Source organism: Aliidiomarina maris, from assembly GCF_003987335.1.
Lineage (GTDB): Bacteria > Pseudomonadota > Gammaproteobacteria > Enterobacterales > Alteromonadaceae > Aliidiomarina > Aliidiomarina maris.
Map to the genome: position 1 here is coordinate 1 of NZ_PIPK01000012.1, position 25763 is coordinate 25763.

The 25763-nt window shown below is 47.9% G+C and carries 42 protein-coding genes and 1 rRNA gene; 2 read left to right on the forward strand and 41 right to left on the reverse strand.

Annotation, left to right across the window (positions count from 1 at the left end):
- The 33 genes from CWE07_RS11385 to dusA form a co-directional block, all read right to left on the reverse strand.
- Positions 1-84, reverse strand: a 16S ribosomal RNA gene (locus tag CWE07_RS11385); the annotation flags it as partial.
- Between the two features lie 945 nt (positions 85-1029).
- On the reverse strand, positions 1030-1428 hold the full coding sequence (rplQ, locus tag CWE07_RS11390; RefSeq protein ID WP_111570032.1) for a 50S ribosomal protein L17: 399 nt from the start codon (positions 1426-1428) through the stop codon (positions 1030-1032).
- 52 nt (positions 1429-1480) lie between these two features.
- Complete coding sequence (locus tag CWE07_RS11395) at positions 1481-2470, reverse strand: DNA-directed RNA polymerase subunit alpha (RefSeq protein ID WP_111570031.1); 990 nt, start codon at positions 2468-2470, stop codon at positions 1481-1483.
- Positions 2471-2495: 25 nt separating this feature from the next.
- Positions 2496-3116, reverse strand: a complete 621-nt coding sequence (gene rpsD / locus CWE07_RS11400; protein WP_111570030.1) for a 30S ribosomal protein S4 — start codon at positions 3114-3116, stop codon at positions 2496-2498.
- Between the two features lie 30 nt (positions 3117-3146).
- Positions 3147-3536, reverse strand: a complete 390-nt coding sequence (gene rpsK / locus CWE07_RS11405; RefSeq protein WP_111570029.1) for a 30S ribosomal protein S11 — start codon at positions 3534-3536, stop codon at positions 3147-3149.
- A 14-nt stretch (positions 3537-3550) separates the two neighbouring features.
- The gene (gene rpsM, locus CWE07_RS11410) at positions 3551-3907 is read right to left on the reverse strand and encodes a 30S ribosomal protein S13 (RefSeq protein WP_111570028.1); all 357 of its coding nucleotides are present in this window, start codon (positions 3905-3907) and stop codon (positions 3551-3553) included.
- 122 nt (positions 3908-4029) lie between these two features.
- Positions 4030-4143: a 50S ribosomal protein L36 gene (gene rpmJ / locus CWE07_RS11415; protein WP_111570027.1), complete on the reverse strand. Its 114-nt coding sequence runs from the start codon at positions 4141-4143 to the stop codon at positions 4030-4032.
- Between the two features lie 24 nt (positions 4144-4167).
- Entirely contained in the window at positions 4168-5496 is a 1329-nt protein-coding gene (secY, locus tag CWE07_RS11420) for a preprotein translocase subunit SecY (RefSeq protein ID WP_111570026.1), read from the reverse strand.
- A 7-nt stretch (positions 5497-5503) separates the two neighbouring features.
- A complete protein-coding gene (gene rplO, locus CWE07_RS11425; RefSeq protein WP_111570025.1) occupies positions 5504-5938 on the reverse strand; it encodes a 50S ribosomal protein L15 in 435 nt (144 codons plus the stop codon).
- 3 nt (positions 5939-5941) lie between these two features.
- Positions 5942-6124: a 50S ribosomal protein L30 gene (rpmD, locus tag CWE07_RS11430; protein WP_111570024.1), complete on the reverse strand. Its 183-nt coding sequence runs from the start codon at positions 6122-6124 to the stop codon at positions 5942-5944.
- 6 nt (positions 6125-6130) lie between these two features.
- Positions 6131-6631, reverse strand: a complete 501-nt coding sequence (rpsE, locus tag CWE07_RS11435) for a 30S ribosomal protein S5 (protein ID WP_111570023.1) — start codon at positions 6629-6631, stop codon at positions 6131-6133.
- Between the two features lie 9 nt (positions 6632-6640).
- The gene (gene rplR, locus CWE07_RS11440) at positions 6641-6994 is read right to left on the reverse strand and encodes a 50S ribosomal protein L18 (RefSeq protein ID WP_111570022.1); all 354 of its coding nucleotides are present in this window, start codon (positions 6992-6994) and stop codon (positions 6641-6643) included.
- A 9-nt stretch (positions 6995-7003) separates the two neighbouring features.
- Complete coding sequence (gene rplF / locus CWE07_RS11445) at positions 7004-7537, reverse strand: 50S ribosomal protein L6 (RefSeq protein ID WP_111570021.1); 534 nt, start codon at positions 7535-7537, stop codon at positions 7004-7006.
- Between the two features lie 14 nt (positions 7538-7551).
- Positions 7552-7944 (reverse strand): 30S ribosomal protein S8, encoded by a 393-nt coding sequence (gene rpsH, locus CWE07_RS11450; protein WP_111570020.1) that lies wholly within the window; start codon positions 7942-7944, stop codon positions 7552-7554.
- A gap of 27 nt (positions 7945-7971) precedes the next feature.
- Complete coding sequence (gene rpsN / locus CWE07_RS11455; RefSeq protein ID WP_111570019.1) at positions 7972-8277, reverse strand: 30S ribosomal protein S14; 306 nt, start codon at positions 8275-8277, stop codon at positions 7972-7974.
- Between the two features lie 11 nt (positions 8278-8288).
- On the reverse strand, positions 8289-8828 hold the full coding sequence (rplE, locus tag CWE07_RS11460; protein WP_111570018.1) for a 50S ribosomal protein L5: 540 nt from the start codon (positions 8826-8828) through the stop codon (positions 8289-8291).
- 19 nt (positions 8829-8847) lie between these two features.
- On the reverse strand, positions 8848-9162 hold the full coding sequence (gene rplX, locus CWE07_RS11465) for a 50S ribosomal protein L24 (protein WP_111570017.1): 315 nt from the start codon (positions 9160-9162) through the stop codon (positions 8848-8850).
- A 10-nt stretch (positions 9163-9172) separates the two neighbouring features.
- A complete protein-coding gene (gene rplN, locus CWE07_RS11470; protein ID WP_111570016.1) occupies positions 9173-9541 on the reverse strand; it encodes a 50S ribosomal protein L14 in 369 nt (122 codons plus the stop codon).
- Positions 9542-9760: 219 nt separating this feature from the next.
- Positions 9761-11044 (reverse strand): carbohydrate porin, encoded by a 1284-nt coding sequence (locus CWE07_RS11475; RefSeq protein WP_111570015.1) that lies wholly within the window; start codon positions 11042-11044, stop codon positions 9761-9763.
- A 141-nt stretch (positions 11045-11185) separates the two neighbouring features.
- Positions 11186-11449, reverse strand: coding sequence for a 30S ribosomal protein S17 (gene rpsQ, locus CWE07_RS11480; protein ID WP_111570014.1), 264 nt, complete (start codon positions 11447-11449; stop codon positions 11186-11188).
- Positions 11449-11640, reverse strand: coding sequence for a 50S ribosomal protein L29 (rpmC, locus tag CWE07_RS11485; protein WP_111570013.1), 192 nt, complete (start codon positions 11638-11640; stop codon positions 11449-11451). Before rpmC ends, rpsQ begins: the two co-directional genes overlap by 1 nt.
- Positions 11640-12053 (reverse strand): 50S ribosomal protein L16, encoded by a 414-nt coding sequence (gene rplP, locus CWE07_RS11490; RefSeq protein ID WP_111570012.1) that lies wholly within the window; start codon positions 12051-12053, stop codon positions 11640-11642. The genes rpmC and rplP overlap by 1 nt, the downstream gene beginning before the upstream one ends.
- A gap of 11 nt (positions 12054-12064) precedes the next feature.
- Positions 12065-12757, reverse strand: coding sequence for a 30S ribosomal protein S3 (rpsC, locus tag CWE07_RS11495; RefSeq protein ID WP_111570011.1), 693 nt, complete (start codon positions 12755-12757; stop codon positions 12065-12067).
- Positions 12758-12767: 10 nt separating this feature from the next.
- Positions 12768-13100, reverse strand: coding sequence for a 50S ribosomal protein L22 (gene rplV, locus CWE07_RS11500; protein ID WP_111570010.1), 333 nt, complete (start codon positions 13098-13100; stop codon positions 12768-12770).
- A gap of 12 nt (positions 13101-13112) precedes the next feature.
- Entirely contained in the window at positions 13113-13391 is a 279-nt protein-coding gene (rpsS, locus tag CWE07_RS11505) for a 30S ribosomal protein S19 (protein WP_072155074.1), read from the reverse strand.
- Between the two features lie 18 nt (positions 13392-13409).
- Positions 13410-14234, reverse strand: coding sequence for a 50S ribosomal protein L2 (gene rplB / locus CWE07_RS11510; RefSeq protein WP_111570009.1), 825 nt, complete (start codon positions 14232-14234; stop codon positions 13410-13412).
- Between the two features lie 17 nt (positions 14235-14251).
- Positions 14252-14554 carry a 50S ribosomal protein L23 gene (rplW, locus tag CWE07_RS11515; RefSeq protein ID WP_111570008.1) on the reverse strand — a complete coding sequence of 101 codons (303 nt, stop codon included), beginning with the start codon at positions 14552-14554 and terminating at the stop codon, positions 14252-14254.
- Positions 14551-15156: a 50S ribosomal protein L4 gene (gene rplD / locus CWE07_RS11520; protein WP_111570007.1), complete on the reverse strand. Its 606-nt coding sequence runs from the start codon at positions 15154-15156 to the stop codon at positions 14551-14553. Before rplD ends, rplW begins: the two co-directional genes overlap by 4 nt.
- Before the next feature lie 18 nt (positions 15157-15174).
- Positions 15175-15813, reverse strand: coding sequence for a 50S ribosomal protein L3 (gene rplC, locus CWE07_RS11525; protein WP_111570006.1), 639 nt, complete (start codon positions 15811-15813; stop codon positions 15175-15177).
- Between the two features lie 33 nt (positions 15814-15846).
- Positions 15847-16158 carry a 30S ribosomal protein S10 gene (rpsJ, locus tag CWE07_RS11530; protein ID WP_111570037.1) on the reverse strand — a complete coding sequence of 104 codons (312 nt, stop codon included), beginning with the start codon at positions 16156-16158 and terminating at the stop codon, positions 15847-15849.
- A 229-nt stretch (positions 16159-16387) separates the two neighbouring features.
- On the reverse strand, positions 16388-17602 hold the full coding sequence (locus tag CWE07_RS11535) for a dipeptidase (RefSeq protein ID WP_111570005.1): 1215 nt from the start codon (positions 17600-17602) through the stop codon (positions 16388-16390).
- Between the two features lie 254 nt (positions 17603-17856).
- Entirely contained in the window at positions 17857-18150 is a 294-nt protein-coding gene (locus tag CWE07_RS11540; RefSeq protein WP_111570004.1) for a hypothetical protein, read from the reverse strand.
- 175 nt (positions 18151-18325) lie between these two features.
- Entirely contained in the window at positions 18326-19327 is a 1002-nt protein-coding gene (dusA, locus tag CWE07_RS11545; protein ID WP_111570003.1) for a tRNA dihydrouridine(20/20a) synthase DusA, read from the reverse strand.
- Positions 19328-19421: 94 nt separating this feature from the next.
- Between dusA and zur the strand changes: the two genes are divergently transcribed.
- Together zur and CWE07_RS11555 are read left to right on the forward strand one after the other, a co-directional pair.
- A complete protein-coding gene (gene zur, locus CWE07_RS11550) occupies positions 19422-19874 on the forward strand; it encodes a zinc uptake transcriptional repressor Zur (protein WP_111570002.1) in 453 nt (150 codons plus the stop codon).
- Between the two features lie 16 nt (positions 19875-19890).
- Positions 19891-20361 carry a chemotaxis protein CheX gene (locus CWE07_RS11555; protein ID WP_111570001.1) on the forward strand — a complete coding sequence of 157 codons (471 nt, stop codon included), beginning with the start codon at positions 19891-19893 and terminating at the stop codon, positions 20359-20361.
- 30 nt (positions 20362-20391) lie between these two features.
- Here CWE07_RS11555 and alr read toward each other — a convergent pair whose 3' ends face one another.
- The 8 genes from alr to rlmB form a co-directional block, all read right to left on the reverse strand.
- Positions 20392-21468 carry an alanine racemase gene (alr, locus tag CWE07_RS11560; protein ID WP_111570000.1) on the reverse strand — a complete coding sequence of 359 codons (1077 nt, stop codon included), beginning with the start codon at positions 21466-21468 and terminating at the stop codon, positions 20392-20394.
- Positions 21468-22865, reverse strand: coding sequence for a replicative DNA helicase (gene dnaB / locus CWE07_RS11565; RefSeq protein WP_111569999.1), 1398 nt, complete (start codon positions 22863-22865; stop codon positions 21468-21470). Before dnaB ends, alr begins: the two co-directional genes overlap by 1 nt.
- A 148-nt stretch (positions 22866-23013) precedes the next feature.
- Positions 23014-23463 carry a 50S ribosomal protein L9 gene (gene rplI / locus CWE07_RS11570; RefSeq protein WP_111569998.1) on the reverse strand — a complete coding sequence of 150 codons (450 nt, stop codon included), beginning with the start codon at positions 23461-23463 and terminating at the stop codon, positions 23014-23016.
- Positions 23464-23505: 42 nt separating this feature from the next.
- The gene (gene rpsR, locus CWE07_RS11575; RefSeq protein ID WP_111569997.1) at positions 23506-23733 is read right to left on the reverse strand and encodes a 30S ribosomal protein S18; all 228 of its coding nucleotides are present in this window, start codon (positions 23731-23733) and stop codon (positions 23506-23508) included.
- A 12-nt stretch (positions 23734-23745) separates the two neighbouring features.
- On the reverse strand, positions 23746-24060 hold the full coding sequence (gene priB, locus CWE07_RS11580) for a primosomal replication protein N (protein ID WP_111569996.1): 315 nt from the start codon (positions 24058-24060) through the stop codon (positions 23746-23748).
- Positions 24061-24083: 23 nt separating this feature from the next.
- The gene (gene rpsF, locus CWE07_RS11585) at positions 24084-24461 is read right to left on the reverse strand and encodes a 30S ribosomal protein S6 (protein ID WP_111569995.1); all 378 of its coding nucleotides are present in this window, start codon (positions 24459-24461) and stop codon (positions 24084-24086) included.
- Between the two features lie 131 nt (positions 24462-24592).
- On the reverse strand, positions 24593-25000 hold the full coding sequence (locus CWE07_RS11590; protein ID WP_126819006.1) for a hypothetical protein: 408 nt from the start codon (positions 24998-25000) through the stop codon (positions 24593-24595).
- Positions 25001-25011: 11 nt separating this feature from the next.
- Positions 25012-25758, reverse strand: coding sequence for a 23S rRNA (guanosine(2251)-2'-O)-methyltransferase RlmB (gene rlmB / locus CWE07_RS11595; RefSeq protein WP_111569993.1), 747 nt, complete (start codon positions 25756-25758; stop codon positions 25012-25014).
- Positions 25759-25763: the final 5 nt, after the last annotated feature.

The following is a 25763-nucleotide window of genomic DNA, read 5'->3' on the forward strand; positions in this document are numbered from 1 at the left end:
AAGCTAGAAATGTTACCGCTCGACTTGCATGTGTTAGGCCTGCCGCCAGCGTTCAATCTGAGCCATGATCAAACTCTTCAATTAAAGATTTTGATATGCAAGTGCTCAATGAATCGTTGGTTCTTAAATCAATTCGGTCGTTAAAGACCGCTTTGTTTGGTCACCATCATTTCATGAGCATTTTGATTCTTATTGCAAGACAAGCTTGCCGTCCGAATCTGCTACCGAGGTAGCTTTTTAAGTTGCTCAATCAATGTAAGTGCCCACACAGATTGCTTGGCTTTGATATATTGTTAAAGAACGTTTTGCTTGGCGTTTCGCCGAAGCAGGGATGCGAATTCTACGCGTTCCGCTTGTGAAGTCAACCCCTTAATTTCAATTAATTTTGAGGTCTTCTTCTTGCCTTGAAAACTCAACTTCTTACGAAGGAATCTTCTTGGCACTGTCTCAGCGTTTGCCCTGACAACGGAGGCGCATTATAGAGATCTTCTGACAACGCGCAACCCCCTTTTTGAAGTTTTTTGCAAAAACCTATGCGAACGAACAAATAACCGGCAGATCGTTTAGAAAGTGTACCAATTTACAATGAAATGGAGGTATTTAGTCCTCTTACCGCCTGCTTACGAGGTAAGTATTACTTATTAACTAAACTATTAGTGTTAGGTTTGTACGCAATTGCGCAAAAACACTAAAGCATCCTTTTTTAGCTTTGCAAAGCAAGGTTGTCGTGCCACATTGAAATAGCAAGTCGAGCTGATGTGTGGCTTAGCCTTAAGAATCACGTTACAGATCAAGGATGGGATTGAGCGCGGTTCTATATACATGGAAGTATGATGAGGTCGTTAGCATATGAATGGTCAAGGATGAGTATATAGCTAGCATTAAGCAATATGATTTTGACTTGAAGCAATAAAATAAGGGATGGAAATCGACAAGGACGTCAGAGCTTAACATGGATGTGAAGGCTCAAAGAGCTAGAAACAAAAACGGGGCCCAAAAGGCCCCGTTCTTTACAAGTAAACCTAAAGCTTACTCTTCAACTGCTTCTTCAACAGCTTCTTCTTCAACTACTACACGGTCTACTAATTCGACGTACGCCATTGGCGCGTTGTCACCGGCGCGGAAGCCACACTTCAAAATACGAGTGTAACCACCTGGACGCTCTGAATAGCGTGGACCTAAATCGCTGAACAGCTTACCTACGACTTCTTTGTCACGTGTACGAGCAAAAGCTAAACGGCGATTTGCAACGCTGTCTTCTTTTGCCAATGTGATCAAAGGCTCGATAACACGACGCAGTTCTTTAGCCTTAGGCAACGTAGTTTTGATCACTTCGTGACGGACTAAAGAGCTTGCCATGTTGCGAAACATCGCTTGACGATGGCTGCTGTTGCGGTTGAGTTGACGACCACTCTTACGATGGCGCATAACCTATACCCTTCTAAATAAAACTCTATACCAAGGTTAACTGGTACAGCGCTTAGTCGTTATCAATCAGGCTAGCTGGTGGCCAGTTCTCTAGGCGCATGCCTAAAGACAAACCACGTGATGCCAGCACGTCTTTAATTTCTGTTAATGACTTCTTACCTAAATTCGGCGTCTTTAACAGCTCGACTTCAGTGCGTTGTACTAAGTCACCAATGTATTGAATCGCTTCTGCTTTCAAACAGTTCGCTGAACGAACTGTCAGTTCCAAGTCATCGACTGGACGCAGCAAGATTGGATCGAATTCCGGTTTCTCTTCTTTCTCTTCTGGCTCGCTGATGTCACGTAATTCAACAAAAGCTTCCAACTGTTCAGCCAAAATAGTCGCAGCACGACGGATAGCTTCTTCTGGATCTAGAGTACCATTGGTCTCCATATCGATAACAAGCTTATCCAAATCTGTACGCTGCTCTACACGAGCTGAATCCACTGTGTAAGCGATACGCTCAACAGGGCTGAAAGAAGCGTCAACCAGCAAGCGGCCGATTGGACGATCTTCATCCTCGTCATTTTGACGAGCATTCGCAGGTACATAACCACGGCCTTTCTCTACTTTAATTCTCATCGACACTTCTGCGTCGCCAGTTAAAGTACAGATAACGTGCTGTGGATTACATACTTCGACATCACCATCACAAGTAATGTCACCTGCAATTACAGGACCTGCGCCGGATTTGTTCAAGGTCAACGTGGCCTCGTTTTTGCCGTCCATTTTGACAGCCAGGCCTTTCAGGTTAAGCAGGATTTCGATAATGTCTTCCTGAATACCTTCTTTCGTGCTGTATTCATGCTGCACGCCGTCGATCTCTACTTCCGTGACCGCACAACCGGGCATCGAAGAGAGCAAAATACGACGCAGCGCATTCCCTAGCGTGTGACCAAATCCGCGCTCCAACGGCTCAAGAGTTACCTTGGCGTGGTTGGCACTGATTTGTTCAATATCTACTAACCTTGGTTTCAAAAATTCGGTTACAGAACCCTGCATTGTGTCCTCTCTTTATGCTTAAGCCTTACTTAGAGTAAAGCTCTACGATCAACTGTTCGTTAATTTCAGCAGATAAGTCACTGCGTTCTGGAAGACGCTTGAACGTTCCTTCCATCGCTTTGTTATCTACTTCAACCCAAGTTGGCTTCTCACGTTGCTCTGCCAACTCAAGGGCCGCTGCAATTCGTGCTTGCTTTTTAGCTTTTTCACGAATGCTGACAACATCTTCTGGCTTCACTGTGAATGAAGGAATGTTGACCACTTGACCGTTAACGACTACAGCTTTATGGCTGACCAACTGACGTGCTTCAGCACGAGTTGATGCAAAGCCCATACGGTACACAACATTGTCAAGACGCTGCTCAAGCAATTGCAGAAGGTTCTCACCTGTATTGCCTTTCAGACGTGCAGCTTCCTTGTAGTAATTACGGAACTGCTTTTCCAATACGCCGAACATACGACGTACTTTTTGCTTCTCGCGTAACTGAACGCCGTAGTCAGACAGGCGACCACGACGGGCACCATGCTGACCAGGTGCAGTTTCTAACTTACACTTGGTGTCAATTGCGCGAACGCCGCTTTTAAGGAACAAATCAGTTCCTTCGCGACGACTCAGTTTGAGTTTTGGACCCAAATATCTAGCCATCTTCTTTCTCCAACTATCGTTTCACGCCAATTAAACGCGACGTTTCTTAGGCGGACGACAACCGTTGTGAGGAATCGGTGTCACGTCAGTAATGTTTGTGATTTTATAACCCACAGCGTTCAGAGCGCGAATTGATGATTCACGACCTGGACCTGGGCCTTTCACGAACACTTCTAGGTTCTTAACGCCGTATTCCTTCGCCATTTCACCAGCACGTTCCGCAGCTACCTGAGCAGCAAACGGAGTAGATTTACGCGAACCACGGAAGCCTGAGCCACCTGCAGTTGCCCACGACAGAGCGTTACCCTGACGATCGGTAATAGTGATAATGGTGTTATTGAAAGAAGCATGGATGTGAGCCATGCCATCGGCGATTTGCTTTTTAACGCGTTTCCGAGAACGAGTTGGTTGCTTAGCCATATCTCAATTCCCCCTTATTTACGGATTGGTTTACGCGGACCTTTACGAGTACGAGCGTTTGTTTTAGTACGCTGTCCACGCAGAGGTAAGCTACGACGATGACGAAGGCCACGGAAACATCCGAGGTCCATCAAACGTTTGATATTCATAGAAACTTCACGACGTAGGTCGCCTTCTACAGTGTAGCTAGCTACTACTTCACGAAGTTGATCTAGTTGTTCTTCTGACAAAGAGCCAATCTTAGTGGTCTCTGCGATGCCAGTTTTTGCAAGGATTTCCTTCGAACGAGTACGGCCTACACCGTAGATCGAAGTCAATGCAATCACAGCATGCTTGTTGTCAGGGACGTTAATGCCAGCGATACGGGCCACTAACACATCTCCTATAGTTAAAGGGTCATTGGTTAAAAAGCCCGTTAGGATACTCAACCATATGACTCATTGCAAATAAAAACCGAGTCCAGTGCCAAATAGCACTGGACCGATTCACTTTCTTAACCCTGCCGCTGCTTGTGCTTAGGGTCACTGCAGATTACACGCACAACACCGTTGCGACGGATAACCTTACAGTTACGGCAGATCTTCTTAACGGAAGCACGAACTTTCATTGCTACTCTCCGTAACGTGCGTTCTTAACGGCCATAGCCTTTAAGATTCGCTTTCTTAAGCACAGACTCATATTGATGCGACATCATGTGAGTTTGTACCTGTGCCATGAAGTCCATGATGACGATGACGATAATCAACAGCGATGTACCGCCGAAGTAGAACTGAACGTTCCAAGCAATCATCATGAATTCAGGAACCAAACAAATAAAGGTAATGTACAGTGCACCTGCGAGTGTCAGACGAGTCATTACTTTATCAATGTAACGCGAGGTTTGTTCACCTGGGCGGATGCCCGGGATAAACGCACCAGACTTCTTCAGGTTGTCTGCTGTATCGCGCGGGTTGAATACCAACGCGGTATAGAAGAAACAGAAGAAGATAATCGCGGCTGCATATAGCATCACGTAGAGCGGCTGACCAGGAGACAGCGTTAAAGCTACTTCCTGAAGAACATTCGCAATACCCGTGTCACCTTGTCCAAACCAAGTCGCAATTGTACCTGGGAACAAAATAATACTTGATGCAAAAATTGGTGGGATAACCCCTGCCATGTTCACTTTCAATGGTAAGTGAGAGCTTTGCGCTGCAAAAACCTTACGGCCTTGCTGACGTTTCGCATAGTTTACCACAATGCGACGCTGTCCGCGCTCTACAAATACTACAAAATATGTGATAGCAAGAATAATCACAGCAATTAAGAACAGCAGTAAGACGTTCAAATCGCCTTGACGTGCCTGCTCAATGGTTTGACCAATGGCAGACGGCAAGCCAGCGACAATCCCGGCAAAGATGATAATTGAGATACCGTTTCCAATCCCGCGCTCAGTAATTTGCTCACCTAACCACATTAAGAACATGGTACCGGTGACCAGTGAGACTACCGCGGTGAAATAGAATGCAAAGCCTGGATTAAGCACCAAGCCCGGCATTAAATTCGGCAAACCGGTAGCAATACCGATTGATTGGAACGTAGCAAGTACTAATGTACCCCAACGCGTGTACTGACTAATCTTACGTCGTCCCGCCTCACCTTCTTTCTTAAGCTCTGCCAACTTTGGATGTACCACAGTTAACAGCTGCATAATAATCGAAGCCGAGATGTACGGCATAATACCCAACGCTAAAATTGAAGCGCGCTCCAGGGCACCACCAGAGAACATGTTAAACATGGCCACGATGGTGTCCTGTTGCTGGGCAAATAGATCAGCCAGAACGGCGGCATCTATACCAGGAATCGGCACAAAGGAGCCAGCTCGGAATACGATGATCGCACCAAGCACGAAAAGCAAACGCGATTTGAGTTCAGACAAACCGCCCTTTGCGCTGGAGTTATCCAATCCTGGTTTAGCCATTTATCACTTATCCTTCGATTTTACCGCCGGCCGCTTCGATTGCTTCGCGAGCGCCTTTAGTTACCTTTACACCTTGAACAGTGATAGCGCGATTGATTTCGCCTGACTTAACCACTTTAACGAACTGCATGTTCTTTTTGATTAAGCCTGCGTCTTTCAACGTAGCTACTGATGCAACATCACCATTCACTTTCGCCAGCTCTGCTAAAGTTACTTCGGTAGTTACCATGCCTTTACGCGAGGTAAAACCAAACTTTGGCAAACGACGTTGAATTGGCATTTGGCCGCCCTCGAAACCAGGCTTAACGCTGCCACCAGAGCGAGACTTTTGCCCTTTGTGACCACGTCCACCGGTTTTACCCAGGCCAGAACCAATACCGCGACCTAAACGCTTCTTAGAGGTTTTCGCGCCTGGTGCAGGAGTCAATGAATTCAAAAACATATCTTAACCCTCCACCTTAACCATGTAATAAACTTGGTTAATCATACCGCGAACTGAAGGAGTATCTTCCAGTTCAACTGTGTGATTAATGCGACGTAAACCTAAACCACGCAAAGTTGCCTTGTGCTTCGGTAAACGACCGATAGCACTTTTAGTTTGGGTTACTTTAACTGTCTTGTTAGCCATGTTCACTTACCCCACAATTGCGTCAACAGACAGTCCGCGTTTCGCTGCGATTTGCTCTGGAGAATGCATAGCTTCCAGGGCTTTGATCGTAGCGCGAACTACGTTGATCGGGTTGGTTGAGCCGTATGCCTTAGACAATACGTTGTGAACACCAGCCACTTCCAATACTGCACGCATCGCACCACCGGCGATGATACCAGTACCTTCAGAGGCAGGCTTCATGAATACCTGTGAACCTGAATGACGGCCTTTAACAGGATGCTGAAGGGTACCGCCGTTCAGCTGCACGGTAACCATGTTACGACGTGCTTTTTCCATAGCTTTCTGGATAGCAGCAGGAACTTCACGTGCCTTGCCGTAACCGAAACCTACTTTACCATTGCCATCACCAACCACAGTTAATGCGGTGAAACTGAAAATACGACCACCTTTAACCACTTTTGATACGCGGTTAACAGTGATCAATTTTTCCATCAGTTCACCGTTTTGAGCTTCTACATTAGCCATGTTCGTCTCCTAGAACTGAAGTCCTGCTTCACGGGCAGCGTCTGCCAGTGCAGCAATGCGACCGTGGTACTTAAACCCGCTGCGGTCAAAAGATACAGACTCAACGCCTTTCTCTTTTGCACGCTCAGCAATAGCTTTACCTACTGCTTTAGCAGCATCTACGCCACCGGTTTTGCCAACGCTTTCCGCGATAGCTTTTTCGGTAGTAGAGGCAGCCGCAAGTACTTCAGAACCGTTTGGTGCAATCAACTGTGCGTAAATGTGCCGTGGGGTACGGTGAACCACAAGGCGCGTTGCACCCAACTCTTGGATCTTTTTACGTCCGCGAGTAGCGCGACGTAAGCGAGCTGTTTTCTTGTCCATCGTCCTACCCTACTTTTTCTTGGCTTCTTTACGGCGCACTTGCTCATCAGCATAACGAACACCTTTGCCTTTATAAGGCTCTGGCTTACGATATGCGCGAATGTTAGCGGCAACTTGGCCAACTAACTGCTTGTCTGCGCCCTTGACTACGATCTCAGTTTGAGACGGGCATTCCACGCTAATACCTTGTGGAACTTCGTACTCAACTGGATGTGAGAAGCCTAAACTTAGGTTTAATTTCTGACCTTGTGCTTGTGCACGGTAACCAACACCTTGGAGTAAAAGCTTACGCTCAAATCCTTGGGCTACACCGTGAACCATGTTATTCAACACTGCACGTGCGGTACCTGCTTGCGCCCAACCATCAGCAAAACCTTCGCGTGGAGCGAAAGTCAGTTGCTGGTCAGCGTTAGCGACCTCAACGGCGTCGTTGATAACGCGAGTCAATGACCCTTTAGCACCTTTAACGGTTACTTCCTGGCCCTGTAACGTAACTTCTACGCCAGCAGGAATAGCGACAGGTGCTTTAGCAACGCGTGACATATCCTACCTCCTCGTTACGCTACATAACCGATGATTTCGCCACCAAGACCCGCTTTGCGAGCGGCGCGATCGGTCATTAAGCCTTTTGAAGTTGAAACCACTGCAACGCCTAAACCACCCATAATTGATGGTAATTCGTTACGCTTTTTGTAAATACGTAGACCAGGACGGCTTACACGCTGAATTGACTCGATGACAGGTTTGCCTGCGAAGTACTTTAAAGTAACAGTCAACTCAGGCTTAACGTCGCCTGATAATTCGTAGCCGCTGATGTAACCTTCTTCTTGCAATACTTTGGCAATTGCCTGTTTTTGCTTAGAAGCTGGCATGGTCACGGCGACCTTGTTCGCACTTTGCGCGTTGCGAATGCGAGTGAACATATCCGCAATTGGATCTTGCATGCTCATAAATTGCTATCTCCCGTGATTCTTGGCTTACCAGCTAGCTTTTTTCAAGCCAGGGATTTCACCGCGCATTGCTTTCTCACGCACCTTGATACGGCTCATGCCGAACTTGCGAAGGAAACCATGAGGACGACCAGTCACATTACAGCGGTTACGCTGACGTGAACGACTGGAATCACGAGGAAGCTTTTGTAACTCTAAAACCGCTTCCCAACGTTGCTCGTCTGATGATGAAGGATCAGCAATCACTGCCTTCAATGCGCTGCGCTTCTCTGCGTATTTAGCTGCAAGCTTTTCACGCTTGAGCTCACGCATTTTCATTGAAACTTTTGCCATAACCCTACACCTTACTTCTTGAATGGGAAGTTGAAGGCAGCAAGCAGTGCGCGAGCTTCTTCATCGTTCCCAGCATTAGTGGTGATAGTGATGTCCAAACCACGAACTCTGTCGACTTGGTCATAGTCGATTTCAGGGAAGATGATTTGTTCACGGACACCCATGCTGTAATTACCACGGCCGTCGAACGATTTTGCGTTCAAGCCACGGAAATCACGAATACGAGGAATTGCGATTGAAATCAAACGCTGTAGGAAATCCCACATTCTCTCGCCACGTAGAGTTACTTTACAGCCAATCGGAAAGCCTTCACGGACTTTGAAGCCAGCAACAGATTTACGAGCAACAGTGCGAACTACTTTCTGGCCAGCAATAGCTTCCAGGTCTGCAACTGCGTTATCGAGAATCTTTTTGTCGGTTAATGCTTCACCAACACCCATATTTAGGGTGATTTTTTCAATCCGAGGGACTTGCATGACGCTGTCGTAGCCGAACTGTTTCATCAGCTCAGGAACTACAGTATCTCTATAATGTTCATGCAGTTTCGCCATCGTATACTCCAATGTTTAGTTAAATGATTTCGTTGTTAGATTTGAAAACACGCACTTTTTTGCCGTCTTCAATCTTGAAACCAACACGATCTGCTTTTTCAGTCGCTGGGTTAAAAATCGCTACGTTTGAAACGTGAATAGAGGCTTCTTTTTCAATAATGCCACCAGCCTGGTTCAAAGCCGGATTAGGCTTCTGATGTTTCTTAACCAGGTTTACACCTTCAACGATTACACGATCCTTATCGGTTTGGACAGACACAACGCGACCGCGTTTGCCTTTGTCTTTACCGGCCAGGACTACCACTTCGTCATCACGTTTAATTTTTGCCGCCATTGTCGACTCCTTATAGTACTTCAGGCGCCAGTGAAATAATCTTCATGAACTGCTCACCGCGCAATTCACGAGTCACTGGACCAAAGATACGGGTGCCAATTGGCTGTGAGTTGTTGTTCAAAATCACAGCTGCATTGCGGTCAAAACGGATAACAGAGCCGTCTTGACGACGGACGCCTTTCCGGGTGCGAACGACCACCGCGTTGTAAACATCGCCTTTCTTCACCTTACCGCGTGGAATTGCTTCCTTCACAGTAACTTTGATGATGTCGCCAATGTTTGCGTAACGGCGGTGCGAACCACCTAGAACCTTAATACATTGTACGCTTCGCGCGCCGGAGTTATCGGCAACGTCCAGCATAGTTTGCATTTGGATCATCTCAGTGCTCCGCTTGAGTTAAATTACAGGCCAAATTGGCCCTCTCCCACATCTTCATAAGGCTTTTTTACGAGCAGTATAAAGACGTCCCCATATTAAAAGGGCGGCGAATTGTAACAGATAAATTTGTCAGGTAACAGGGGTAAAGCAAGAAAAGTAAAGAATAACGGAGATGCCGGGCGGCACCTCCAATCTTCAACGTGCTGAGTATAGCAAAGACTAGAAATAATAACCAAAGTTTATGTTGAAACGTGTGTTCCAACGGTCACTTTCACCCACCACTGAGCCATTGGCAAATGGCTGGTTCTTAGCCGAGACTAAATCTATATAGGTATAAATACCGCCTGCAGCCACCGCCATCCCAATCACGTTCATCACCGTGTCTTCATCATAGCCACGCTTATTCGTGATCAAACTGGTGTTGTTGTAAAACTGCAAACTTTGGATTGGCCCCCACTCGAACGGATAGTTATACGCGACGTTACCGGTAAAGATATCCGAGCGGGTTGGGATAGTATCGAAATACGCGTATGCACCAACAATGATACCTTCGTTCTCGATATCTAAATCATAGTCGTAGTGGGTCCATTGGGCATGAAATTCCCAACGACCGGTATGATAAACTGAATGCAGACCAAGCGCCGTTTTCGAACCGACGGAGCCAAGCCCGTCGTCAACATCACCGTATTGCGCCGAAACACCTAGCTCGAATAAATCGCCGTCAAGGTCCCATTTGCGTGCAATACGCGTAATCAAAGTATTGTTTTCGCTGGCGGTAAACTCCGGGTCAGCAAACGGGTCCTCGCCTGGCAAGCGAATACCTGTCACGTTGTAATTGTAGCTATCAGCACGGCTACGTACGTCGCCGCTCGTACCACCAAGATCATCGTTCAAAATGAACGCGAAATCTAAGTCCCATTCGTCGCCACGACGCTGGAAACGTACACCGGAACCTGGGTTGTCCTCGAAGCCAACATAAAAGTTCGAGCTAAAAAAGTAGCTGTGCGAGTTATAGGGCATCACACCCCATGGTTGAATCACAACACCAACCTGCCCCTGCCACTTCTCGGTAAAATTGTAACCAAAATAGGCATGGCGCAACGCATCCATGTATTCATACCAGCGATACTCTGCGGACAATATCGCGTTGTTCATCTGGCCATCAAAGTTTAAGCGAAAGATATCGAACTGCAGATCACCACCGCGGTTTTTCTGACCCTCGTCGTAGTCTGCCAGCACATACTGAAAGCGCACCGCGCCACCAAATTCAATACCGTCTTCGCTTTGTTCAGAACTTTGTTCGCCAGATGCTTGTTCTGCTTCCTCTTCAGCGGCACGCAAATTGCGTTGCGCAATCGCTAATTCAGCTTCAAGTTCAGCCATACGCTGTTCCAACGCTTGTAACCGACTTTCATCATTCTGCTGCGCACTCACCGGAGTAAGCCCTGCTACACTGAGTGTAGTTGCGCTCAGAATAGCAATAGACAGACGATTTAAGGTCATTGTGTTCTCCAACTTTACTAAAATTGCATATAAGTATAGTGGTAAAACGCTGACCCACAACTTGAAGTAAATCAAAAGGATAAAAAAAAGCGGCCCCACAAGGAGCCGCTTTTTATTGGTTATTTAAACGCAAAGGTTTAATTATACCAAGTTCGCTTTCTCAAGAACGTCAACCAAAGTCCAGTTTTTCCCTTTCGAGATTGGACGAGTTTCGCGAATAGTCACGAGGTCGCCCTGGCTGCACTGGTTAGACTCGTCGTGCACTTTAATCTTGGTAGTACGAGTGATGTACTTACCGTAGATTGGGTGTTTAACCCGACGCTCGATAGCAACAACGATAGACTTGTCCATCTTGTCACTAACAACACGACCTTGCAGAGTACGGATAGATTTAGCTTCGGTCATTACGCACCCGCCTTCTGGTTGATAACAGTTTTCACACGTGCGATATCACGACGCACTTGCTTCAACATATGAGTTTGATTCAGCTGGCCGGTAGCAGCTTGCATGCGCAAGTTGAATTGCTCGCGAAGCAGGCCAAGCAGCTCTTCATTCAGCTGTTCAACGCTTTTTTCATTAAGTTCGCTAGCTTTCATTACATCACCGTCCGAGAAACAAATGTGGTTTTGAATGGCAGTTTAGCAGCCGCTAATTTGAACGCTTCACGTGCCAACTCTTCGGAAACGCCGTCCATTTCGTATAAAACACGACCTGGCTGGATTTGGCAAACCCAGTATTCAACGTTACCTTTACCTTTACCCATACGCACTTCAAGCGGCTTTTGAGTGATTGGTTTGTCTGGGAACACACGGATCCAGATTTTACCTTGACGCTTGACGTGACGAGTCATCGCACGACGGGCAGCTTCGATTTGACGCGCAGTCATACGACCACGCTCAGTCGCTTTCAGGCCGAAAGTACCGAAGCTAACTTTGTTACCAGTCTGCGCCAGACCACGGTTGCGGCCTGTATGTACCTTACGGAATTTTGTACGCTTAGGTTGTAGCATTACGGTTCTCCTTACTTACGACCTTTGCCGCGCTTAGCAGGTTTAGGTTGCTGTTGCTCTTCCTGAACCGGCATGCCACCAAGGACTTCGCCGCGGAATACCCAAACCTTCACGCCGATGATACCGTAGGTTGTGTTAGCTTCAGCTGTTGCATAGTCGATGTCCGCACGCAGAGTGTGCAATGGAACACGACCTTCACGGTACCATTCAGTACGCGCGATTTCAGCACCGCCTAAACGGCCGCTAACTTCAACCTTGATACCTTGTGCACCCAAACGCATAGCGTTTTGTACCGCGCGCTTCATCGCACGACGGAACATAACACGGCGCTCTAACTGACCAGCGATGTTCTCGCCGATAAGTTGTGCATCAAGCTCAGGCTTACGAACTTCAGAAATGTTGATTTGCGCAGGTACGCCAGTCAGTTTAGAAACTTGTTGACGCAGCTTCTCAACATCTTCACCTTTCTTACCAATAACAACACCTGGACGAGCAGTGTGGATTGTTACACGAACGCTCTTTGCAGGACGCTCAATAACAATACGGCTCACTGATGCGCTTTTAAGTTCGGTTTTAAGGAACTCACGCACTTTGTGATCGCTGTGCAGGTTGTTGGCGAAATCCTTAGAATCCGCATACCAGGTAGCATTGTATGGCTTGGTGATACCTAGGCGAATACCATTAGGATGTACTTTTTGACCCATAATTTATCTCCTAGCTATCTGACACAACCACAGTAATGTGGCTGGTACGCTTCAAGATACGATCGGCACGACCTTTAGCACGAGGCTTGATGCGCTTCATAGTAGGACCCTCATCAATCATGATGGCGGCTACTTTAAGCTCATCGATGTCAGCACCTTCATTATGCTCCGCGTTGGCGATAGCAGACTCTAAAACTTTCTTGACCAAAGTTGCGGCTTTCTTCGGGCTGTAAGCCAGAATATCAAGCGCTTTAGCAACTGATTGACCACGAATCTGGTCTGCAACCAAACGTCCCTTTTGAGGGGAAACGCGGGCAAATTTATGTTTAGCAATAGCTTCCATTGTATTTACCTCTTAACGTTTCTTCGCTTTCTTATCCGCAGCGTGGCCGCGGTAAGTGCGAGTCGGAGCAAATTCGCCTAATTTATGACCGATCATTTCGTCAGTAACGAATACTGGAACGTGTTGACGGCCATTGTGAACAGCGATGGTCAATCCAATCATATCTGGAATGATCATTGAACGACGAGACCAAGTCTTAATTGGCTTCTTGTCCCCGCTTTCCATCGCTTTCTCCACCTTCTTAAGTAGGTGAAGGTCAATAAATGGACCTTTTTTAAGAGAACGTGGCATTTAATGAATCCTCTTGCCTTATTTAGTGCGACGACGCACGATGTACTTGTCAGTACGCTTATTCTTACGGGTCTTATAACCTTTAGTAGGCATACCCCATGGAGATACCGGATGACGACCACCTGAAGTGCGGCCCTCACCACCACCGTGTGGGTGGTCAACCGGGTTCATGGCAACACCACGAACGGTTGGGCGAACACCACGCCAGCGAGCAGCACCAGCTTTACCTAGCTGCTTCAGCATGTGTTCCGCGTTACCAATCTCACCGATAGTAGCACGACATTCAGCCAATACTTTACGTACTTCACCTGAACGCAAACGAACCGTCACATACATGCCGTCGCGCGCTAAGATTTGTACATAAGCACCTGCAGAACGTGCTAACTGAGCACCTTTACCAGGCTTCATTTCTACCGCGTGCACAGTGCTACCCACAGGGATATTGCGCATCGGTAAAGTGTTACCTGCTTTGATTGGTGCATCAGCGCCTGAAACGACTTTATCGCCAGCTTTCAGACCTTTTGGTGCCAGAATGTAACGGCGTTCACCGTCAGCATACAGAACCAACGCAATGTTTGCAGAACGGTTAGGATCGTATTCAATACGCTCAACCTTTGCAGGGATACCGTCTTTATTGCGTTTAAAGTCAATCACGCGATAGTGATGCTTGTGACCACCACCAATGTGACGAACTGTGATACGACCTTTGTTGTTACGACCACCAGACTTGCTGTTTTTTTCCAGCAACGGGGCGTAAGGCTTGCCCTTATACAGGTCTTGGCCTACGACTTTAACGACGTGGCGACGACCCGGAGATGTAGGCTTCTGTTTAACAACAGCCATTTTCACTATCCTCCTAATTATTCAGCGCCGCCGACGAAGTCGATGTCAGCACCTTCGGTCAGGGTCACGTAAGCTTTTTTCCAATCGCTACGCTTGCCCATGCGCGCGCCAGTGCGCTTGGTCTTACCCTTCACGTTCAGAGTGCGAACGCCAGTTACTTCGACTTCAAACAGTTTCTCAACTGCAGCTTTGATTTCTTTTTTAGTAGCGTCTTTTGCTACTTTAAAAACTAACGTGTTGTTAGTTTCAGCACTCAAAGTTGCTTTCTCAGAGATATGAGGAGCTAGTAACACTTTCAACATACGTTCTTCGCTAATCATGATAAGGCCTCCTCAAGCTGCTTGACCGCTTCAGCAGTGATAAGAACTTTATCAAACGCGATCAAGCTGACCGGGTCGATACCTTGCACGTCACGTACGTCAACTTTGTACAAGTTGCGTGAAGCCAAGAATAAGTTTTCGTCTACTTCTTTAGTTACGATAAGCACGTCTTTAAGCTCTAGCTCTTTCAGCTTCGCTTGCAGTTGTTTGGTCTTCGGCGCATCAACGCTGAAGTTTTCAACAACAATCAAACGCTCCTGACGAACCAGCTCAGACAGAATGCTTTTAATCGCACCGCGGTACATTTTTTTGTTTACTTTCTGGCTGTGATCTTGCGGCTTAGCTGCAAAAGTCACCCCACCAGAACGCCAAATTGGGCTACGGATAGTACCAGCGCGAGCGCGGCCTGTACCCTTTTGACGCCATGGCTTCTTGCCGCCACCTGAAACTTCAGAGCGAGTCAATTGAGCACGCGTACCTTGACGCGAACCCGCCGCATAGGCGACTACGACCTGATGTACGAGAGCTTCGTTAAACTCACGTCCAAAGGTAGCTTCGGAAACTTCAAGAGCGCCTTTTGCGTCTTTTAATGCTAATTCCATCACTAATCTCCTCAGACGTTACGCTTTGACCGCAGGCTTGACGATGACGTCACCGCCAGTCGCGCCAGGGACAGCACCCTTAACCAAAATTAAGTTGCGCTCAGCGTCAACACGGACGACTTCTAGAGACTGAACGGTTACACGCTCAGCACCCATATGGCCGGCCATTTTCTTACCTTTGAATACTTTACCTGGTGACTGGTTCTGACCAATAGAACCCGGTGCACGGTGCGACAATGAGTTACCATGCGTCGCGTCTTGCGTTGCAAAGTTCCAACGCTTAACTGTACCGGCGAAACCTTTACCTTTAGAGGTACCGGTTACGTCAACCATTTTAGTTTCATTAAAAATTTCCACTGTCAGCTCAGAGCCAACCGCGATCTCTTCGCCCTCACCTTCTCCAAGGCGGAACTCCCAAAGACCACGACCCGCTTCTACACCAGCTTTAGCGAAGTGACCCGCTGCAGGCTTGGTGACACGGTTAGCTTTTTTGCTGCCGGTGGTCACTTGAAGCGCGCGGTAACCGTCAGTGTCCAGGTTTTTTACCTGAGTCACACGGTTTGCCTGCACTTCGATCACAGTCACAGGAACAGAAGCGCCATCTTCTTGGAAGATGCGAGTCATTCCGACTTTACGACCGACTAGACCAATAGCCATTGTTAAAACCTCTTATCCAGAATCCTAGTGCTCTTAGCCCAGGCTGATTTGTACATCAACGCCAGCAGCTAAGTCCAAACGCATCAGTGCGTCTACTGTTTTCTCAGTAGGTTCAATGATGTCGATAAGACGCTTGTGAGTGCGGATTTCGTACTGATCACGAGCATCTTTGTTCACGTGAGGAGAAATCAACACGGTGAAACGTTCCTTGCGCGTAGGCAGTGGAATTGGACCACGAACCTGTGCACCGGTACGCTTGGCAGTATCAACGATTTCCGCAGTAGATTGGTCGATCAGACGGTGATCGAACGCTTTCAAGCGAATTCGAATTCTTTGACTAGACATAATCAAAGCCTCATAAAAAAAGAGCATTTAAAAAAGAGCATAAAAAAACGCGCCTCTAGAACAGCGAAACCGCTGTGAGAGGACGTCTTTTCAACTACACGTTTGCCCCCCAATCGGGGGCACTGTTGACGGTACATAAGCTAAGTTTGCTCAATGAGCTGGCTAAAGCTTACCTACCGTGGCGCGAGATTATACTGAGTTTACTAACAAATGCAACCCTAAACCTGCATTATTGCGCGTTGCGCTGTCTGGCATAGGCTTCTGCCTGCTGCCAAACCCGTAGCGTATTTTTGTACAATATTTTATCAATATCTTCTTCGCTGTAGCCGCGGTCCAAGAAACCTTGGATTAAGTTCGGGAACGTACGTGCGTCCTTTAAGCCTTCAGGTAACGTGTCACCGACGCCATCATAATCTGAACCTATGCCGACATAATCAATTCCCACTAGCTCAATGATATGGTCGAAATGGTTAAGTACATCTTCATAGGTGGCAAACGGATAAGGGTTCGCTGCACGCATATCTGCAATCGCCGCTTCAGCCGCGTCCGTGCCCTCACCTAACTCAGCATTAATTTCGTCGGTTAGGCGCTGTAACCGCGCACGATGTTGATTGGCCTGTACAGTCACAAAAGTCGAACCAAAGGTGACCTGAACCACACCACCGTTATCAGCCAGGGCTTTGATCATGTCATCACTCATATTACGCTGCCAGCCTGGGGTAAATGTCCGTGCTGAGGAGTGGGTGGCAATTACCGGCACCTGAGTGATTTCCAGTACATCGTAAAAAGCTTGGTCACTGATATGACTGACATCCACCATCATGCCCATATCATTCATACGCACAATCAGTTCTTTGCCAAACGGGCTAAGGCCGCCCCAGCGCTGGCGGATATCATACGATGAATCACTAATATGATTGTCTTCTGAATGCGCAAGGGTAATGTAGCGCACACCGCGATCAAAGAAGTGTTGAAGTTTGTCAAAGTCACCTTCTATTGGCGCGCCGTTTTCCATCCCCATTGGCAGCGAAATCAAACCTTGTTCAAAGTGAGCTTGAATGTCATCGCTATGGTGAGCAATGGCGTACTTATCAGGTGCTCGATATACCATGGACTCAACAAAGTCGATTAAGTGATTTGCTAACGTGTAAGCCCCGTTGTCCTCATAAGAACTCGGAATGTATATTGCCATGAAAGGTGCATTCAAGCCGCCTTCCCGCGCCCGCTCATAATCAAAATCGCCGCGCTCAGATGCTTGGGTCAAGTCTTCCCAATCATTGATTAAGCGCCAAGGTACATCGATATGGGTATCAATGATGATGCTGTCTTGAGCGATTTGAATAGCGCGCTCACTGGCAAAGATCTCTGTAGCGCTGGCATTGAATGGTAATAAAGAGGCAGCTAAAACGGATGCCATAGAGGCTGCAAGCAAAGACTTACGCATGACTTGTCCTTATTATTATGGTGGCTTTATAGTCACCAAAATGTAGCACAGTCAGCAGCACTGAGAAAGGTGCGATAGTGGGGGTGAGATAAGCGAGTGACGACACAAACACTCGCTTTGTTATTGCATGGCCTTGGGGTGATGACTTTTAGTTTTTGCGATGTTGAATGCACTGCGTAATAACAACACCAGACCTGTCATACTAATGATTGATAACGCCGGCAAGACCAACCACGCTGCACTCGCCCACCAAATCATTCACGGCCTGCGTTAACCGTTGCACTGCTATGGGTCGTTGCTGCATTCGCGACTTGCGTCTTTGGTGCTTGAGTCAGTGCTTGACTGGCCGTGTACATGCCAAGCTGCACACCCGATTGAATGCTTTCGCGCAGACTGGTCTGCAACGACGCTGACACATTGCGCACATCCTCCAACACAGTCGCACGACTCTGAGCTTGGATACTGGCCAGCTCTAGCCATGTGCTGTCGGTTTGAGTCGTAATAGGCTGATTAATAAATAGGCTGGCGACTAAAATTAGTGATTGCATGATTGTATTCCTTCTATTTGGTTAAGTACTGAGGCGGCGCCTCATACCAAAGTAATTACAATCTGCGTGCCAGCTTTTAATAACTCAATAAGCAATTGAATATAAAGGACAAATTCAACATTCAAGTCATATCGATTACTCGAAGAGCAAATGAACAGACCAAAAATTAGCCTTTTTAACTAGTTGATTTAGCCAAATTCGCCACTTCCGATTTGTCACTTTGACTGACAAAGGCTAATGCCTCATATAAAGGTGCAGCCGAGGTTGCACGCGGTCCCTGTTCGCTCAAATGACGTCGCCATTGGCGCGCGCCTGGGCAATTTTGAAATAGTCCCAGCATATGCCGCGCCACATGCCAGAAACGCCCGCCTTGGCGAATGTGGTTTTCAATATAAGGCGCCATTAAATCAACAACTTGCTGTGGGCTGTGCACAGGGTTTTGCTGACCGAATAAATCGGCATCCACCTTGCTCAGCATCCAAGGGTTTTGATAAGCGGCACGGCCGAGCATAACGCCATCAACATGCTCAAGGTGCTGCTTTGCTTGGTCAAGGTCTTGAATGCCGCCATTTATATGCAACTGCAGTTGCGGTAAGTCTTGTTTTACCTGATACACACGCGCGTAATCCAGCGGTGGAATTTCACGGTTCTGTTTCGGGCTTAAACCTTTTAACCAAGCTTTGCGCGCATGTAAGGTGACACGACGCAAGCCAGTTGCCTCTACCGCATGCAGCAATTCAAGCAGAAATTCATAGCTATCATGTTCATCAATGCCCAAGCGAGTTTTAATGCTGACAGGTACATCTTGCGCGGCATCCTGCATGGCCTTCACGCAATCAGCGACCAATTGAGGCTCAGCCATTAAGCAAGCGCCAAAGCTGCCGTTTTGAACGCGATCTGATGGGCAACCTAAGTTCAGGTTGACCTCGGCATAGCCGCGCTCAACCGCCAAACGCGTGCAGGTGGCAAGGTCTTGTGGGTTACTACCGCCCAGCTGCAGCACAACCGGGTGCTCAGCTTGGTCGTAGGCTAAAAAGTCATTCTTGCCATGGATAATCGCGCCTGTGGTGACCATCTCCGTATACACAATAGCTTGCCGAGTCATTTGGCGGTGGAAGTACCGGCAATGGCGATCGGTCCAATCTATCATCGGGGCGACGGAGAAATATTTTGGCATGCTAATGTTCCATGGGTTGCAATCAGTCAGCGGGCATTATACAACAGCTTTAAAATGCATGCATTGGGCTGCATACTCATGCTAAGCTAGGTTCATGAACGAGACACAAACACATCAGTTACTCAACCGCGCAGAGAAATTATGCCAACATAGAGGTGTAAGAATGACGCCTGCGCGCAAGGAAGTATTTGCGCTTTTAAGCAAACATGACGGCGCAATTGGTGCGTATGATTTATTAGAACAGCTTAAAGCTGTCGTGCCCAACGCAAAACCACCCACTATTTACCGAGCTCTCGACTTTCTGCAGTCGCAGGGTTTTGTACACAAGATTTCGTCGTCCAACAGTTACGTACTATGTTCCCACTTTGAGCAAAAGCACCCAGTGCAGATGCTTATTTGTCGGCAGTGCGGCAACGTACAGGAAATACATTCCGACGGAGTACACGAACAATTTTTAAATCAAGCCAACGCACAGGGGTTCGAGGTTGAGCAACAGACCGTCGAAGCCCTTGGGATTTGTGCACAGTGCAGAACCCAAAACAGCTAGTTAAACGGAAATTTCTATGAATGCTGACTTTATTAATCCATTTCTTACTTCGGTTCAAAACGTGCTGTCCATGATGGCACAGATCGAGCTTAAGCCTGGCAAACCACAAATAAAAAAAGACGATATAGCACGTGGTGACGTCTCTGGTTTGATTGGTATGGTAGGCGCGCAAACTAAAGGTTCATTTTCAATCACATTCGATGAAGCGCTAGCACTGCAAATTATGCAGAACATGCTCGGTGAGCGGCCGTCAGAAATCAATGAAGAAATTACTGACATGGTGGGTGAAATTACCAATATGGTCACTGGTGGTGCGAAGCGAACACTCGGTGAGAAAGGCTTTGAATTTGAAATGGCGTCACCGGTGGTGGTGTCTGGTTTTAATCACACCATTCGCCACAAGTCTGAAGGTCCACGTTTGATCATGCCTTTCGACCATCCGGCTGGCAAAGCCCATATCGAGATTTGCTTCGATAAGATTGGCTAAGCAGCCTAAAGAACGCACTGGAAAGTATACTCAGTTATATTCCAGTGCGACCCGATGTGCCACATTGCACAACAATTCGTAAGCAATCGTTCCTACTTTTTCTGCAATCAATTCGACAGCTAAATGTTCGCCCCATAACTGAGCAGTGTCGCCTACTTGAACTTGGCTATCCACACCCAAATCGACACTTAACATATCCATCGACACACGGCCTTTTAATGGGTAACAGCGACCGTTAATCCACACTGGCGTTCCTGCTGGGGCCAAACGCGGGTAGCCATCGCCATAACCAATCGCAATAATGCCGACTTTAGTGTCACGTTCAGTTTGCCAAGCCGCGCCATACCCAACCCCTTCGCCGGCAGCTACGTCCCGCACTGAAATCACACTCGCCTGCAGGCTCATAACCGCACGTAAGTTGTAGTCAGCCCCTGTATGCTGGGCGAAAGGTGAAACACCATATAACGCCAAACCAGGGCGAAACCAGTCATCATGCTGCGCGACTTTCGCTAATAGTGCAGCAGAGTTTGAAAACGATACCGGCGCCGCAAGCTGACGTTGAATATCTGCCAGTACACGATTTTGATTGTTATTCTGCGCTGCATCAGGCGCATCCGCACTGGCAAAATGAGACATTAAGATGGGTTCACCTTGAACATTGGCACACGCTTGCAGGCGACGGTAACACGCAACGGCTTGATCAGGTGCCACCCCCAGGCGATGCATGCCAGTGTCTACTTTCAACCACACCCGTAAAGGCTGTGCTAAACCTTGGGCTTGCTCTAACTGCGCCAGCTGATACTGCGAGTGAATCACTGGTTGCAAACCGCTGGCAGCAAATATCGGCAACTCATCGGCTGAGAAAAAACCTTCAAGCAGCACGATAGGCTTCACTATACCGGCATTACGCAAAGCCAGTGCCTCATTTAAGCGTGCAACACCAATTGCATCCACGCCGTGTAGCTCGCTCGCAATACGCGCTAACCCGTGGCCGTAGGCATTTGCCTTTAAAATGGCTAATATCCGCGCCCCACCTGCGTGCTGCTTTAACACGGCAAGATTATGCGCCAGCGCGTCTAAATGGATATTTGCCCATGCTGCACGCACTAGTAATCGTCTCCTAAATCGGCGCGAGTATAGTTATCAAAGCGCGATAAAGCGCCGTGGAATTTCAGCTCGATCGAGCCAATGGGGCCGTTTCGCTGCTTACCGATAATAATTTCCGCCAAGCCCTGCTTCTCGCCTTCTGGGTGATACACTTCATCACGGTAAATAAACATGATTAAATCGGCGTCCTGCTCGATAGACCCCGATTCACGTAAATCTGAGTTCACAGGGCGTTTATCAGCACGCTGCTCTAACGAGCGGTTAAGCTGAGACAATGCCACCACTGGGCACTTAAGCTCTTTGGCTAACGCCTTCAATGAGCGTGAAATTTCAGCGATTTCCAAGGTTCTGTTTTCGCTCATTCCGGGCACAGTCATTAACTGTAGGTAATCGATCATGATCATACTGATACCGCCATGCTCCTTGGCGATACGACGAGAGCGTGAGCGTACTTCCGTTGGCGTGAGCCCTGACCCATCGTCAATGTACATGTTGTTTTTTTCATTCAGCATGCCCATGGTCGAGCTAATTCGCGCCCAATCGTCGTCGTCCAGGTCGCCTGTGCGTACTTTGGTCTGATTGACTCGGCTCAACGAAGCCAGCATACGCATCATAATTTGCTCCGCGGGCATCTCGAGGCTGAAAATGACCACTGGCTTGTCTTCATTCATTGCCGCGTGTTCGGCCAAGTTCATAGCAAAGGTGGTCTTACCCATCGAAGGTCGCGCCGCGACGATAATCAAGTCTGACGGCTGTAAGCCTGTAGTCATGCGGTCTAAGTCGTGATACCCCGTGGAAACCCCGGTGACACCATCATGGTTGGTTTGACTACTTAAGAATTCAATCCGGTCTAGAGTTTTGGTTAAAATCTCACTGATACCCTGCGGGCCATCGTTGGCGTTGGTGCGCTTCTCTGCAATCGCAAACACCTTACGCTCAGCTTCGTCGAGCAGCTCTTGATAGGTCCGGCCTTGGGTATCATAACCAGATTCGGCAATTTCGTTGGCAATACCGATCATTTCGCGCACCACCGCGCGCTCGCGCACAATATCCGCATACGCCAGAATATTGGCTGAACTTGGTGTGTTCTTTTGAATTTCTAACAGGTAAGCGAAGCCACCTACTTGCTGTAACTCGTCGGTTTTCTCCAGCAGTTCAGATAGCGTCACCAAATCAATTGGCTGTTCGCGTGACACCAACTTATGCATGGAATTGAAAATAAGTCGGTGTGAGCGCAAGTAGAAATCGTCACCGATAACGCGCTCTGCAACATTGTCCCAAGCTTCATTATCAAGCATCAGACCACCCAATACCGACTGCTCTGCCTCAATCGAATGGGGGGCTGACTTAATCGCCTCTATTTTGGCGTCTTTAGGCTTGGTATTAGATTGCGCCACGCGTGGCTCCTTGTGCTAACTACGAATTACCGATTCAGGCTGAAAAGGATACCGCAGACGTGGGATATTGTCCGCTGGTTATCAAAACTTTTAGATAAAAAAAGCGCCCTAAGGCGCTTTTTTCAAACTGGTATTCAAGTGCTTTTTATTAAGCCGCTTCAACAACCAAGTTAACTGTTGCAGTTACATCAGCGTGCAATTGCAATTCAATTTCGTACTCGCCAGTTTCGCGAATAGTGCCGTGAGGCATTAATACTTCGCTCTTCTGAACTTTAACACCCGCCGCAGTGATTGCGTCAGCGATGTCACGAGTACCGATTGAACCGAATAGCTTACCTTCGTCACCCGCTTTAGACTGGATAACTACCGCGTCTAATGCGTTAACAGTGGCAGCGCGTTCTTCAGCTGCTTTCAGGTCGCTTGCAATCTTAGCTTCCAACTCAGCGCGACGTGCTTCAAAAGCTTCAACATTTGCTTTTGTTGCAGGTACAGCCTTACCAGCTGGGAACAAGAAGTTACGTGCGTAACCTGGTTTAACGTCTACCTGGTCGCCTAAGCCACCCAAGTTAGCTACTTTATCTAATAAGATAATATTCATGAGTCTGTTACCCCTTTCGAATTAGTTAAAACGAACCGACACTTACTTGTGTAAGTCAGTGTAAGGCAACAGGCTCAGGTAGCGTGCACGCTTGATAGCGCGAGCCAGCTGACGCTGATATTTTGCTGAAGTGCCAGTAATACGGCTAGGTACGATCTTGCCGCTTTCAGTTACGTAATTTTTCAACGTAGCGATATCTTTGTAATCGATTTCTTTAACGCCTTCTGCTTTAAAACGGCAGAACTTGCGACGACGGAAAAAACGAGCCATGGTGGTCTCCTGTTAAATCTTTTTTAGTTGTTGGGCGTGGAGGACTAATTTAGCGACTCCGCTAGATGTTTCGTGGCGGTTTAAAAAACCTTCCACTTCCACCGCACTCCCGACAGTTAAATGATTAGCCAAATCTTGTGCCTGTTCCCCGTTGGCCAAAGTGCCGCTAGCGACAACTTGGATGCGCACAAATGACTGTCTGGTCATTCCGGCTTCTTGCTGTTGCGACTTATGGTCAATGACCAAGTGCAAATGCATGATACCGGCAGGGCTTTTACTGATTCTTGGCGGCTTTACAACGCTGCCTTGAACCCAGTATCGATTCATCACAAAATTGCGACTGACAACGCTTATTCAGCGTCTTCAGTGGCTTCAGTGCGTGCGTCAGCTCGGCTTTCGCGACGCTCTTCTTTCGGCTTAGCGAAAGGTGAAGGCTCAGTAACCCCTTCATCTTGACGCATAATCAGGTTACGCAGAACAGCATCGTTGTAACGGAAGTTAGTTTCTAGCTCTTCAACCACTTCTGCAGTCGCTTCGATGTTCATCAGAACATAGTGAGCTTTGTGCAGCTTGTTGATTGGGTAAGCTAACTGGCGACGGCCCCAGTCTTCTAAACGGTGAACAGCGCCACCGCCTTGCTTGATCGTGTCAGTGTAACGCTCGATCATGCCTGGAACTTGTTCACTCTGGTCAGGGTGAACCATAAATACGATTTCATAATGACGCATTGCTGCTCCTTATGGATGTTAAGCCTCGATCAGATCAGCCACACTGACATAGAGGCAAGGAACTTAAATAATTGTTGGTTGGCTGATTTAAGCCGGCGAATTGTACGGGATTTAGGCAGCTAGCGCAAGCATTAGGCTTGCGCTAAGGTTTGATTAATTAAACTGAACAATTTACTCGACAGACTCGACGCAGCGCTTATTGGGCCATTGACCTCAATAGCCTGCCCGGCCGCGTTGGCTCGCAGCCACAGCATGTCGTCCTGTTGACTGAGTTCAATGCGTATAACATGAATCGTGTGGCCCTGTGGTACTTGCGAGTTTTCGTTGAGTAAGCGATATGTATGGTGCGTATTCATACGATAGCGCAAGTCGGTTGCCAAGGGTTGCAAATGCCTGTTGCTGGCATCGAAACTGAGCTCAAGGTCAACCCAAGGACGCTGCTGCACGTTGCCCGTTTGGGCGGGCAACCACGCCAAGGTAAGTAGCGCTAGCACAGCTAAAACCGCAATGATAGGAATCGCCAGATTATGCTTTAGCATAGGCGTCACCGTCAGGCGCCTTGCCGCTGTCTAACGACCTCAAACAGACACACACCCGCGGCTACTGACACATTCAAGCTGCTAACCGTACCCGCCAAAGGAATTGCAATCAGTTCGTCGCAGTGCTCACGGGTTAGACGGCGCATGCCACTGCCCTCGGCCCCCATCACCAGCGCTACAGGCCCCTTAAGGTCAACCGCGTACAGAGTCTGCGTGGCTTCACCCGCGGTTCCAATCACCCACACGCCTAACTGTTGAAGTTCGCGTAAGGTGCGCGCCAAATTAGTCACTACCACCAGTGGCATAGTTTCAGCAGCGCCCGAAGCTACTTTGCTTACCACACTGCTGATTTTAGCTGACTTGTCTTTGGGAACAATGACTGCTGTCACACCAGCCGCATCGGCTGTACGCAGACAGGCACCAAGGTTATGTGGGTCAGTGACGTTATCAAGCACCAAAAAGCACGCTTGGCGCCCTGCCTTTTCATATAGCCCTGGCAAATCATTCTCTTGATAATGCTTTGGCGGCGTGACAATCGCAATCACACCTTGGTGGTTCTCACCCTGAGCCTTTTGATCTAAGGTCTTTCGTTGACATTCTTGGGCTCGCACTCCAGCTTTACGGGCTTGCTGTAGAATCGTATCAAGCGCATGGTCGCGACGCCCTTGCAGCACGAACAATTCAATCAAACGCTCAGGATTATGCTGCACAATCGAGGTCACCGCATGGATACCATGCACAATATCTTTTTTACTCATTTAAA